This is a genomic window from Variovorax sp. J22P240 (assembly GCF_030316855.1).
Taxonomy (GTDB): Bacteria; Pseudomonadota; Gammaproteobacteria; order Burkholderiales; family Burkholderiaceae_C; genus Variovorax.
In genome coordinates, this window is record NZ_JASZYR010000009.1 from 171324 (window position 1) to 183634 (window position 12311).

A 12311-nucleotide genomic window follows, 5' to 3' on the forward strand; every position below is an offset into this window, starting at 1 on the left:
GGCTTGTCAGTCGAGCAGCCTCGAGATGAACGTGTCGGCCGCTGCCTTGATCTCGTCGTCGGTCATCGGGCCCTTCGGGATCTCGACGTCGTCGAAATCCAGCGAGAAATCGTCGAGGTCGAGTTCATCGAAGTGCTGTGGGTCGGCTTGCATCGCGGGGACCTCCTTGAAAGCGCTGTGGACACCGGGTCGGGGGACGGGGGCAAGCGGTCCGGCGGCAGTTCGCAACCGCGTGACGCTCGCGATGTCGAGCCGCGGGACTTCGGGCGGCGGGCACTCGCGCCGGGCGAAGAAACGGTCGCGGAAGTAGTACACGCGCTGCGCCAGCACCGGGCGCAACCCTTCGTAGAACAGGATCAGCCGATGCGGCCCCAGCTCCTTGACCTCTTGCGGCAGCAGCAGGCGCCGCGGCTGCTCGCTGATGCTCACAGTCGGTGACTTGCCGGCGCCGCCCCACATCGGGCGGCTCACGTTCTTCTGCCTGACCGTGCAGGTTCCGAGTTCGCGCGACACCGCTTCGGCATCGTCGAACTCCTTGGGCGGGAACACGATGCGTGCCGCGAGCATCTTGCGGATCGACTTGGCGCCCTCGATGCCGTACTTCTCGATCAGCTGCGAGTTCGACTGCACGATGATCACCGTGCGCACGTTGTAGCCCGGCAGGAAGGCCGTGGACTCGGCGATCACCGGAATGCGCCCGAGTGCGGGGAACTCGTCCAGCATCAGGAGCAGCTGGTGCTTGAGCGCCGGATTGTTCTCCGGGAGCTCGCGCGTCTGCAGGCCGATCGCCTGCTGGAAGAACAAGTTCAGGAGCGGCTGCAGCCGTGCGACGTTGTCCGGGTTGATCTGCACGTAGACCGAGATCGGCCGCCGGCGCAACTCGCGCAGGTCGAAGTCGTTGGCCGAGGTCGCCGCGTCGATCAGCGGGTTGAGCCAGAGGTCGAGCCGACTCGTGAAGGTCTTGCGGATGCTCGAGGCCGTGGTCGGCGCCAGGTCGATCACATCGTAGAGGCTCTGCACGGCCTCCTGGGAGAGCGGATAGCCGGCCCGCTCGCAGGCGTCGATCACGCGCTTCCAGTGCTTCTGAAAGCCTTCGTCGTCGCTCGCCATGCCCTGGCGCAAGATCTCGCCGAGGGTTCGCGTCGAGCCCTCGGTCTCGAACAGGTAGAGCGCAATGCCCAGGAACAGCGATCGCGCGGAAGAGGTCCAGAACGGGTCGCCCGCATGCGGGTCCGGGAACAGCATCGTCCCGATGCGTTGCAGGTCATCGATGCAGCGGTAGGGCACGCTGGACACGTAGCCCAGCGGGTTCCAGCGCGCCGAACGCTCGCGCTCGGACAGCGGATCGAACAGGTGGACTTCCTGCCCGTGCGCCGCGCGATAGCCGGCCGTGCGCAGGAAGTTCTCTCCCTTGATGTCGCTGACGATCGCGGAGCCCGGCCAGTTCAGCAGGTTGGGCACGACCAGTCCGACTCCCTTGCCGCTGCGCGGGGGCGCCTCCAGCTCGACGCCTTGCTGGCCCGGCAAGACCAGGTAGCGATTGCCCAGCCGCCCGAGGATGATGCCGTGCTCGCCAAGCAACCCGGCCCGCGCGATCTCCCGCTTCGTCGCGAACCTTGCCTCGCCGTGCAGCGGCCGGCGCCGGGGCAACAGCGCGAAGCCGACGACACCGAACGCAAGGCCATGGCCGCCAGCCAGCGCCAGGATCAGCGTGCGCCGGATGTCCGGTCGTTCGCCGTGGTCCTGCCAGTAGCGGTACGCGGTCAGCGGCGTGGCCTGGTGCGGTGGCAGCTTCACCGCCATCAGGAAGAAGTAGCCGGCGAGGTACAGGCCCACCACCGCCGCCAGCAGCAGCGCCACCGTGATCCTCAGCGGGCTATGCAAGCCCTCTGAGCTTGGTCCCGGGGTCATGCCAGATCTCCGTCACCGCACGCTGCTGTCGGTCCCGCGCGCATTGCACCACCACGTCGACACTCAACTGCGCAAGCTCCACGCCTTCGCGCGTGCTCATCCCCTGCCCGGCGTCGCTGCGCTTCATCAGCTGAGCGAGCGCGACGAAGGCCATCTGGGCGCTGTCGGCATGCACACTCGTGATCGACCCCGGATGGCCGGTGTTGACCGACACGAGGTAGTCGTACGCCTCGTCTGCGGTGCGCAGCTCCGACACGAAGATCCGGTCGGGGCGCTGTCGCTTGGCGCTCGCGAGCAACTGGCCCGCCGTGAGGCTGGCCTGTCCCTGGGCCCCTTGCGAGTAGAACAGCCGGACGTGGTTCGGCTGGTTGCGCAGCGACAGCTCCTTGACGTCCTCGATCGTGATCAGTCGCTCCTCGGGAGGCACCTCGAGGATCAGCGCCTTGCTCAGCGTCGTCTTGCCCGAGCCGGTGGCACCGGACAGCAGGATGTTCCGCCGCAGCTGCACGGCGCGGCGCAGGAACGCGACGAAGTGGTGCTGCGCCAGCAGCTGCGTGAGTTCGCGATCTGCCGCAGGAAGGTCCGTTCCCGCCGGGACCGCGCACCGAACGAGCGGAACCACCCGCGTCGGCTCGAACATGCGGGCCTGCCCGAGTTCCTCGAGGCTCCAGAGCGTGTTCGAAGGGCGGCGGATCGTGATCGATACCGTGCGGTCCTCGGTCGCCGGCGGCAGCACGACCTGGATGCGCTCTCCCCCGGGCAGCGTGGCCGAGAGCAGCGGTTCGCTGGCCGAGATGCGCTGACGCGTGAAGTTGGCCACCAGTTTGGCGATCGACATGCACCAGTCGAAGGTGGCGGCGGGCAGCAGCTCTTGTGTCCAGCCGGTCTGGCGCTCGACGAAGGCGCTGCCGGGCTGGTTGATGCAGATCTCGGTCACGGCCGTGTCGCCGAGCAGGGGGGCCAGCGGGCCCAGGAACAGCGCGAGCGACGACGGCTCGTCGCTCGCCGTCGCGTGCGGGTCCGCAGCACCGGTCCGATCGGATGCCGGGGCGCTGTGCGTCGCCGTGCTAGCGACGGTCGGGGTCGCTGCGCAGTGCATAGACGGGCCTGAAGTCGACATCGCGCGCCACCAGGATCTGGATGCGCTCGCCCTGGTTCTTGATCACCGTCGGTGGAATCGACATGGTGTTGCGCAGCACCTCGGCGATCACGTCGCGGCCGCCTTGCGGGCCGAGCACCACACCGCCGCCGCTGCCGATGTTGTTGCCGCTTTGCTGGTGGGCCGTGATCGCCTGCATCGTGCCGTCGATCACGGACAGCAGGATTGCGGCGCCGAAGCGCTGCCAGAAATGCGTGTCGACAAAGCCCGGCAGGCCGTTGCGGCCGAGTTCGTCCGTGCCCGGCGATGCCAGCTGAACCACCACGCCGGTGGGCGTGCGCGCCTCGTTCCAGACCACGAACACGCGGCCCTGGCCCTGGCGAGGCTCGCCCCGCTGCTCGCCCACGAACTTGGTGCCACGCTCCAGCAGGACCACCTTGCCGTCCGCGCCGTACACGTCGCTCGCGCCGATGCAGGTGGTCATGCCTTCGAAGGTCGAGTCGATTGCGGTCTCGAGCGTGCAATCGATGAAGGCGCCCTTGGGCAGCAGCATGCGGCGGGTCGGCAGCAGTTGCGCACTCACCGCCGGGGTCGGCGTGGGCTTCAACATCGCCGCGAGGTTCCCGCTGCCCGCGGGTGCGGTCGCGGGCGCCTGCAGCGCACCGAGCCACTGTGCCATCCCCGGCGCTGCGATTGGAAGGCCGGACATCGGTGGCGATGCGGCGAACGCGCCAGCAGGGGAGGGGCTCGCAGCGCCCGCCGCGGGGCCCGTCTGCGCGCGCCGCAGCACCGGGACGCCAAGCTGCCGCTCGAGCGCCAGCTGCTCGGGCGTCTTGGCGGGCGCTGCCCCCGGGGTCGCTGGGACGGGTGCGGGCGATGGCAAGGGAAGAGGCGCGGTCGCCGCGGCGTCGGGCATCGTCCGCGCTACGGGCGGATCGACGCGGCCCAATGGCGGCACCTTCATCTCCCCGGCGGCGCGCGCCGCCGCGGCCTTTCTGGTGGCGTCTTCGGCGTCCTGCGTCCTGGCGTACTGTGCCGTGTAGTACCAGAACAGGAAGCCGGCGCCCAGCAGGACGATGGTGCCCAGTGCGAGGCTGCTGCTCACGCGCGACTGGATCGACCGTTCACGGTTCACGGACGGGATGGCGCGCTCGCCCTGAACGGCGGTGGCATCCGGCTCAGCGGAAGGCGCGCCATCGAAAGGTTCATCACGGCCCGAGAGGATCTCGCCGGTTTCCCGATCGACTTCCAGCCGCTCGTCGCCCACCGGGCGGCTCGGACGATGCGGCACGCCGGCGCGCCAACGATCCTTCCAGTTCATGGCGCCGCTCCGGGCGTGGTGCGCTCGACACCCGGCACCGTGGTGTTCGAGCTGGTGCGCGCGCCGCCGCCAGTGAACGATCGGTTCACCACACAACCCACCAACTGGCCGCGGCGCAGCACGAAGCGCCGAGCGACGCGGTGGATCACGACTTCATCGTCGTCGATGTTGAAGTTGAGAAGCGACTCGCTGCCGTCGTCGTTCTGCACAAAGAGAGCCGGAAATTCAGACCGGGCCTGGAATCGAAGACGGGTCTGAACGCCGTCGTCATAGGCGCTCATCGGTTTCAACGTGCCGCTTCCGCAGAACCAGTAGTCGCGGTTTCGCGGTCGATCGGTCGACGCCTTCCTCAAGCGCGCTTCGGTCGAAAGCCGCTCGCGCTCGGCGGCCGCGGCTCGCGCATCGTCCGCGGGATAGGTGAATCGGATCGAGTACACCATGCGACGCGCCGCCTTGCCGGTGGGGGCCGTGGAGGACACGGCATAGTCGAAGTGATAGGCACGACGGTTGGTGAGTACCGTGAGATTGGTCGTCGCATGGGCCTCCTTCGGCTTGATGAAGAAGTGGTTGCGCTCGGCGCCGACGTCGAAGGCGCCGTTGTCGCCGGAGCCCAGGTTGACAAACTCCTCTCCCTCCGCCCACTGCATGTGGATCTGGAAGCCGACGTAGCCTTGCAGCTCGACCACGTCATCCGGGTTGTAGGCAATGACTCGAATGCGTGCATCGACCGCGCCTGCGGGCGGCACGGTGCCAGCCGAAGCCCTCGGCACCAAGCCCGCCGTCGCCATGGCCGCGACGACGATCGCGCGCGTGATGGCCAGGCATGTCATCGCACGTCTCCCTTGCCGGTTGCAGGCGAACCCGTCGCAACCTCGGGCTCGCGCCGATACTCGACTACACGAAACCCGAGCGGGTTGAGTGACCGGAGCTTGTCGTCCTTGGAGGGCTGCGTGTAGGCGAACTCGATGGTCGAGACCCAGTGGCTTGTCTGCTCATCCCCGCTGCCGCCCTGGCGGGTAGAGCGACTGAAGCGGACCTGCGCGAGCTTGTCGCGACCGCTCTCGAGCTTCAGGAAGCTCACCGAACGAATCTGGGTGCGAACGGTGGTGCCGTCTTTGAACAGGTTGAGGGGTGAGGCCGGATTGTTGACGTTCCAGAGGGCCGCCCATTCCTGGTTCAGGCGCGGCGAGTTCTGTGCCGCGACCAGCTCGTAGTCCGCCTCGGCCGTTCCGTAGAAGTACCGCTCGCGCGCAATCACGTGGTTCGACAGAAGATTGCGCGTCACGACCTGTTCGATATCCGTCGTGCCTTCGTAGGTAGGCACGACGTCGACGATCCCGCTGGTGCTGTCAACGCGGATGACGACAGGGACCGGCTGCTTCAGGGGCGTCAAGCCCGCTACCGCCGAGACGGCGAGCAGCGCGACGAGGGAAGCAAGGGCCGCGACCGTCCACGCGATGCGTGAGGAACGAACAGCGCTGCGCGCGCGATCGATTTCCCAGCTCCTGGCTTCCTGCAGGTATTGCTCAAGGTCGGGCTCGCGATTCATGAATCGCTCCTCGGGCTGAGACATCGGCGGTCGCATTGATCGGGCTCAGCGTGCCTTCGCACCCCGGAGGCAGCGGTGGACGTGTCCCGCAGGCCGACAGCAGCGCGACAACGGAAAGAAGCAGAAGGATGAGCCTCAACCTGTCCTCCTTGTCCTTAGCGCAGGGTGTTCGGGTTGGGCATCACTTGCTCGCGCGGCACCACCGTGCCCCCACGCCTGTTGCCACCCATCCGATTCCAAGTGTTGGCGACGCCCGTCCCGACGCGGTTCCCGGCCAGCCGCCGGAACGAATCCCATCTGCTGCCCGGCTCCCGGTGCAGCCCGTCGAGGACACCGCGGCCGAATTCGTAGGTGGTGCGCCGAGCAGTGCCCAGACCCCAGCGAACTACACCGCTGACGGTTCCATAGGTGGTAAGAGCAACGCCGCTCGCCAGACCGGATGCGATAGGCATTACCTGCCTCATCACCAAAAATACGAGAGCCGATGCCAGACAAACTCTCGCGCTCTCAGCGATCGTGATGCCTGTCCCCGAAGTGGCGGCATTTGCGGCATACGCCCTTAGAACCGATAGCAGCAGGGCGCCGGTGAACAGAGTGAGAATTCCAATCAGCGCGTAGTTTGCAAGCTGCGCGACCCACGACTCAAAAAATCGCTTGGTTGCATCAAAGAAGAGCATGACGATGAACACTGGGCCGAGGGCCAGAAGGATAGCGATCGCTACCTTGGAAAGGGCCAGCATGAAAGCTGTCACAACAACCGCCAAGCCGACCAATAGATAGACAAGAAATCCTGCGGCATAGAAGGCGAAGTCGCTGTCCAAGATGCTCCCCTTCTTGATGAGATGCTCAGCAATAGCGGTGCCGTCCAGCCAAACTTGATCGATCACTCCGACGAGCGATGGCGCTCCGATGACTGAGGCGGCCAGCTGATCAGGAGCCGTAAAGAAGGTGTTTGCAATGATCTCGTTGTAGCTCCACAGGCGAAGTCCGAAACCCAAAATCAGGCCAACCACCAAAATGCGTCTGACGCCTTCCCAGATGGGCTCCTGGACCCGACCGGTGAGGCTCAGAAAGCCCCACATCATCACGTAGATGGTTGCCAAAGTGACGGCAGCTGGCTCAATCGCGTTGGCGACGCGGACTGTATTTGTACTGACGTAGTCAGCGACCTGCACGTTCAGCCAGGAGAAAAATTGCGCGAAGAAGCCCACAGCGTCCTCACTATTTCGCATTGCCCAATGGAATAGGGACGGGCTTGAGATCTCTGGTGTTCCCTATGCCTTCCAACTTCCTTCGACGGAGCTCTTCGTCACGGGTGACGGGCTTGCTTTCTGGCGACTCCACAGCGCTGCTGGTCGGTGAGGAGAGGGTCGATTGGGGGGGTTCTGCTGCACGATAAAGTAGGTGCCTCCGGCTGCTACAACGACTGTGACTACGATGACTAGGGGCCAGAGGAGCTTGGACATTTTGAGTACTCCATCTCTAGTAGTCGACGCGAGCGAGGGATCTAGACGAACCGACGTCAGAGGCTGAGCGTTCGCGGTTGCGCTGACGTCTGGCCAGATCCTCTGACTGAGCTGTCTGATAAAGGCTTTGCAACCTCGTTTGTTCGTTGGTCAGCATGCTTTGCTCGGCCTGTATGCGGGCCTGGAGATCCTGGATTGCCTTGGGGTCTCTCGCAGTCCCGATGCGGTCAACCAGCTGCTGTAACGCGGAGAAGCGCTGGCTGGTATTTTGATAGGCGCCCTGGCTCATGGCGCTGAACATTGCGGAAGCCTGGCGGCCCTGCTCGACGACCTGGCGCATCTCCGGACTCAGTGCGCTCATCTGGGAGCCCGAGAGGATGCTGTTGGCGCGCATGATCGACTGGATCTGGCCGGACAGGCCGGCATACCCACCGGACGTGGCATTGACGGTGTTCATCAGTTCGCTGTAGCTCGGTGGCAGGTAGTTCCGGGCAACGTCGGACCCAGGCAGCAGTTGCTCCATGCCTCGCGTGCCGGTCAAGGCGGTGTACGTCTGCTGCAGTTGCGCGTTGGATTGCGTGAGTTGGTCGTACTGACGCTGCATGCCCGAGAGTTGTTGCTGCCAGGCGCCAAGCTGCTGCATCAGGTTGGCTACGGCGGCCATGTCGATGACCGGGATGCCCGCTTGCGCGTGCCACGGCATCGTCGCCGCGACGGCTGCAAGGATGAGACCGATGAGTCGTCTACGCATGGCGATGCTCCTTCGAGGTGGGGGCGCTGTGGCCCGACATCGATACACCCGAGAGCGCGGCGCGAAAGCGTGGCAGCCACCGCGCGGGCTCCGGGCCCTCCTGCGCGATGACCTCGCGCATGATCCGGACATGGGCCGTGCGGCCGGAGATTACCTGCAGTGCGTCGTCGAAGCCCCGCAGGTCCAGCTGCGCCACGACGCTGACATGGTTCTGCTTGATGAGAAACTGGCGCGAGCCGGGCTCCAGTTCCTGTTTGATCAAGGCGAACTCGCGGTCCGTGAGGTTGAAGCCCTCCGTGTACTCCGCGTGATCGGCCTCGGGGTTCGGGAACAGGATCTTCGTCGGGGTCTGCTCCACGATCGCGCGGGCGATCGCCGAGTCCAGGACGTGGCTGGTGCTCTGGGTGAAGGTGGCAATGTTGGCGTTCTTCTTTCGCCAGGTTTCGAGACCGTTCTTGGCGAATCTCGCGAAGGCGGGGTCGTTCAGCAACTTGGCGAACTCGTCCATCCAGCAGACCAGCGGCCGGCCATCGACCATGCGATTCACCAGATGGAACAGGTACATCGTGAGCGGCGCACGCACGACATCGTGGTCGAGGAAGTCCGTCACGTCGAAGCCAACGAGCGCATGCCGGTCCAGCAGCGGTGCGACTTCGTCTGCAGGATTGTCGAAGACCCATGCGAACTCGCCATGCTCGGTCGCGCACCACGGGCGCAGCCGGGCATGCATGCCTTCGGGGTCCGTCACGTCGAGAAACGCCGCAAGGCGTGACAGCCGGCGGTAGGGTAGCTCCAGGCGCAGGGTGCCTCGAAGGGCCTGGTCGAGGTCGTCCTCCTGCCTGACGGTGAGGATGTCGGCCGGGCTGCGAAGCACCAGCCGGCGCAGCCATTGCCGCATGAACTCCAGGTTGTCGGCGAGGCTGTCGTCCAGCTGCAGCGGATTGCAACCGGTGGGCACCCCGTTCTTGAGAGGCAGGTAGCGCCCGCCCAAGGCCCGCACCAGGATATGCAATCCCTCGTCCTTGTCGAAGATCACTTGCGTGGCATCGAGCCGATTGCAGATGGCGATCATGCAAAAGCCCAGCAGGGTGGTCTTTCCCGTTCCCACCGGTCCCACGCCGGTCACGTGCCCGACGTCGCGGCGACTGCCGCCGTCGGCGCGTCGCGGGTCGCTCGCGTGCAGCGAGAAATAGAAGGGCGAGCCTGCGCGTGTCACGAGCATCGCGAGCGCGTCACCCCAGAAGTTGCCTGTCGCGCGGCCCGTCGGAAAATTGTGGAAGGGTGACATCGCCGCGAAATTGCGGCTCGTGATCGGCGCCTTCCGGGTGCGATAGGCAAAGTTGCCCGGCAGCTGCGCCCAGAAGGCCGCCTCGAGTGCCAGGTCCTCGCGCGCCACGACCATGCCCGTGTCGCCCAGCAGGTAGCGCGCCTGCGCGACATGGTCATTGAGTTGCTTGAGCCTTGGCGCGACCGCCGCGGTGCCCGCGCCATCGAAGGCGTCCGCGAGGACATGGAGCGTGAAGTGGTGATCGCCGAGGACGAAGCGGTTGCTCATCAGGTCGTCGAGCGCTTCCTTGAGTTCTTCCGCTTGCGACACTGCCATGTCCCCGGCGGCGGCCATGCGGTGGTGCTGGCGCGTCATCATGTCGGTCGCGCTGCCCTTGCTCAGGAACGTGAAGCTTTGCGTCAGCACGAACGGAAAAGGCGCGGTGAGCAGGGCACCGAACATGCCGGGCGCGCTCGGGGTCGGGTACTCCTTGATCCCCAGAAAGGCGCCGATCCGGGTCTGGGTGCCCGTCCGGTACTCCATCGCCTCATTGCCAAAAAAGGGCCGGCTCGTGGCCAGCACCTCGTTGAGCGGCGCACGGGGCAGCGGCATGCGCTGCCATTCACCGTTGATCAGCAGGCCATGGAACTCCAGGAGGCTCGAGCAGAGCACGTCGCTGCCGTCACGCCGGTAGACGCCAAGGGTCTCAGGGTCGTAGCGCTCCAGCGCCGCGAGGAGCTCCTGACGCTTCTTGGCGCACTCGTCCAGCGAGTCGCGCATTTCCGCGCGTGCGCCGTCCAGATCGGTGGACTTCAGCAAGCGCAGCGTCACGTTGCCCATGCGCGTGGGCTGCGGCCGAAAGACGAGCGAGAGGTAGAGCTCGTTGACCATCAGGTGCTCCCGGGCCATCTGGCGCCGATAGCGCTCTTCAAACTCCCCGGCAAAGCCGGCAACGCAGCGGCCCGGCGGCCAGGCCGATTCGCGCCGACGAACAACGTGGGTCCACAGCGCGAGATGGGGCGAGGCGATGTTGCGCCACAGGACGTTGAGGCGCTCGTGCCAGTTGTTGATGTCTTCATCGTCCGCGCTCTCGAAGCTGGCGCCCGCCAGGCGCAGCGTCTGGACGTAGTCGCCCGCGCGCGTGCGCGCGACGTGCGCATCGACGTGCGTGACCAGCGGGATCATGCCGTCGGCGCCCGCTTCGCGGCGCAAGAGCCGGTCCTTCTGCAGGCCCAGCGTCATGATTGCCTCCCGTGAAGGACGACCGGTGGCGTTCGGCGGCGCCGCCGCCCGCGTGCATCCGGCAAGTCCAGGGCCAACGGGCTGTACGAGCTGGCGCGCCAGTGCCGCAGGTTGCCCGCGAGCAGCGCCGGCAGCCGGGTGCGACCCCAGAGCTGCAGCAGGTCGAAGAAGCGAGGCTCGTAGAGGCACACCAGATAGAGCACGCCGTGGATCGGAAGGAAGGCCAGCAGCCAGGCGAGGTTCTTCGTCAAGATGAACGCCTCGGTCGTTAGTACGGCGTTGAACATCAACGCGGAGTAGGTCACGCCCCAGACCATCGACGGCCGCGTCATGCCGACGAAGAGGGGGTCGGCCACGATGCCCTGGTTGCGATCCATGGCGATGCGCCTTACACGCCGAACATCCCGCGGATCCACGAGACGATCTGTGGCCCGCCGAACACCAGCACCGTGCCCAGCATGACGCCGACCATCCAGAACCAGCTGATGCGCCCGAACCAGGCCATCACCCCCGACACCATGACCGCCACCGCGGCCAACGGGGTCAGGATGGCGACCAACTGGGACTGCGTGGCGTTGGCGCCGGTCGCGAACGGGCTGCCCGCGGCGGCCAACTCCGGCGCCAACGCCACCAGTGCCGCCAGCACGGCCCACAGCGGGACATGGCCAGCGCGCCCGACCCGCTGCGCCATGGCGCGGCGGGTCAGGCCAGCAGCTCGAGTCGCACCAGCGTGCTGCCGATGTCCTGGGTCTTCAGGTAGGTGACGAGGGTGTTCAGGTTGCGGTAGGTGCGCGGCCCGCGCGTGCCCGTGACCGTCGAGCGACCCGCCCGCCACGTGATCCGGGCCTGCAATTGGTAGCGATGGGGCTCGGTCTCCACCACGATCAGCTCGTTGACCTCGCGGCGACGCAGGAACTCGAGCAACTCCATCGCTGTCAGTTCGTCGGGAAGGGGCTGCGTCGTGCGCTTCGTCTCCGCGGATGTGTCGCGACGCGTCGTGGCCATGGTTGTCCTTGGTTCCTCTGGATGGCGCAGGATTGTGACGGAGACGGCAGCGGAACATGATGCTCTACTCCAGGCGGCGGGTCAGGGCGTGGCGCGTGGCGTCGACGCCCGACGCGGTGGAGGAGGAATCGGCGGCGGCACGGGCCGCGGCGGCCCTGCCGTACACGTCCCACCAGCGGGCGGGCGGTCGACTCTTCACGGGCACCGCTTTGGATGCCGTGGCAGGCGCGGCCGCGGCGGGTGGTGCGGCCGTGCTGCCCCGCGCCGCCGGGCCGGGCTGCGCGGTGCCGATCTCGCGCTTGAGCGCGTCAATATCCTGGAGCACCCGGGCTCCTTGGGCCTCCGCTTCGTCCGCCCCCGTCGCATCGCCGGCCGCAAGCCGCTCGGCACGGCGTCGCGCCAGCGACTCGGCGTCGCGGCGCGACTGCCTCAATTCGTCGTGAAGGACGCGCATCCGCTCGCTGTCGCGGGCGGATTGCTCGACCACCGTGACTGTGGGACGGGCGCCGGGGAACGCAGGTTCTGCCATCGCCACAGGGGCGACGAGGACGAGCAGGAGCATCAAGCAGCGCACGGCCCCGGGCCCCGTCCAGCCCTTCAACACAGCACGTTGGCGTTGACGAGACCCTGCTTCCATGGGCGCACTGTTCCACAACCCCAAATACACGGTCAAGACAGATTGCGTTCTTTTTATTGCTAT

Annotated in this window: 12 protein-coding genes; all 12 read right to left on the reverse strand. The window is 66.3% G+C overall.

The genetic code is table 11. The features are described 5' to 3' along the window. Positions 1-6: 6 nt before the first annotated feature. The gene (locus QTI24_RS21265; protein WP_286603171.1) at positions 7-1911 is read right to left on the reverse strand and encodes a type IV secretory system conjugative DNA transfer family protein; all 1905 of its coding nucleotides are present in this window, start codon (positions 1909-1911) and stop codon (positions 7-9) included. Beyond that, positions 1877-3010 carry a P-type DNA transfer ATPase VirB11 gene (gene virB11 / locus QTI24_RS21270; RefSeq protein ID WP_286603173.1) on the reverse strand — a complete coding sequence of 378 codons (1134 nt, stop codon included), beginning with the start codon at positions 3008-3010 and terminating at the stop codon, positions 1877-1879. The genes QTI24_RS21265 and virB11 overlap by 35 nt, the downstream gene beginning before the upstream one ends. Further along, positions 2979-4331, reverse strand: a complete 1353-nt coding sequence (gene virB10 / locus QTI24_RS21275; protein WP_286603175.1) for a type IV secretion system protein VirB10 — start codon at positions 4329-4331, stop codon at positions 2979-2981. The genes virB11 and virB10 overlap by 32 nt, the downstream gene beginning before the upstream one ends. Then, positions 4328-5161 (reverse strand): TrbG/VirB9 family P-type conjugative transfer protein, encoded by an 834-nt coding sequence (locus QTI24_RS21280; protein ID WP_286603176.1) that lies wholly within the window; start codon positions 5159-5161, stop codon positions 4328-4330. Before QTI24_RS21280 ends, virB10 begins: the two co-directional genes overlap by 4 nt. Beyond that, a complete protein-coding gene (locus QTI24_RS21285) occupies positions 5158-5880 on the reverse strand; it encodes a VirB8 family type IV secretion system protein (RefSeq protein ID WP_286603178.1) in 723 nt (240 codons plus the stop codon). Before QTI24_RS21285 ends, QTI24_RS21280 begins: the two co-directional genes overlap by 4 nt. Positions 5881-6035: 155 nt before the next feature. Next, the gene (locus QTI24_RS21290) at positions 6036-7112 is read right to left on the reverse strand and encodes a TrbL/VirB6 family protein (RefSeq protein ID WP_286603180.1); all 1077 of its coding nucleotides are present in this window, start codon (positions 7110-7112) and stop codon (positions 6036-6038) included. Between the two features lie 250 nt (positions 7113-7362). Further along, positions 7363-8097 carry a P-type DNA transfer protein VirB5 gene (gene virB5 / locus QTI24_RS21295; protein WP_286603181.1) on the reverse strand — a complete coding sequence of 245 codons (735 nt, stop codon included), beginning with the start codon at positions 8095-8097 and terminating at the stop codon, positions 7363-7365. Further along, a complete protein-coding gene (locus QTI24_RS21300; RefSeq protein ID WP_286603182.1) occupies positions 8090-10606 on the reverse strand; it encodes a VirB4 family type IV secretion/conjugal transfer ATPase in 2517 nt (838 codons plus the stop codon). Before QTI24_RS21300 ends, virB5 begins: the two co-directional genes overlap by 8 nt. Beyond that, complete coding sequence (locus QTI24_RS21305; RefSeq protein WP_286603183.1) at positions 10603-10983, reverse strand: VirB3 family type IV secretion system protein; 381 nt, start codon at positions 10981-10983, stop codon at positions 10603-10605. Before QTI24_RS21305 ends, QTI24_RS21300 begins: the two co-directional genes overlap by 4 nt. Positions 10984-10994: 11 nt before the next feature. Continuing rightward, a complete protein-coding gene (locus QTI24_RS21310) occupies positions 10995-11297 on the reverse strand; it encodes a TrbC/VirB2 family protein (RefSeq protein ID WP_286603184.1) in 303 nt (100 codons plus the stop codon). 11 nt (positions 11298-11308) lie between these two features. Next, the gene (locus tag QTI24_RS21315; protein ID WP_286603185.1) at positions 11309-11611 is read right to left on the reverse strand and encodes a hypothetical protein; all 303 of its coding nucleotides are present in this window, start codon (positions 11609-11611) and stop codon (positions 11309-11311) included. Positions 11612-11675: 64 nt separating this feature from the next. Further along, on the reverse strand, positions 11676-12176 hold the full coding sequence (locus tag QTI24_RS21320; RefSeq protein ID WP_286603187.1) for a hypothetical protein: 501 nt from the start codon (positions 12174-12176) through the stop codon (positions 11676-11678). Between the last annotated feature and the right edge of the window lie 135 nt (positions 12177-12311).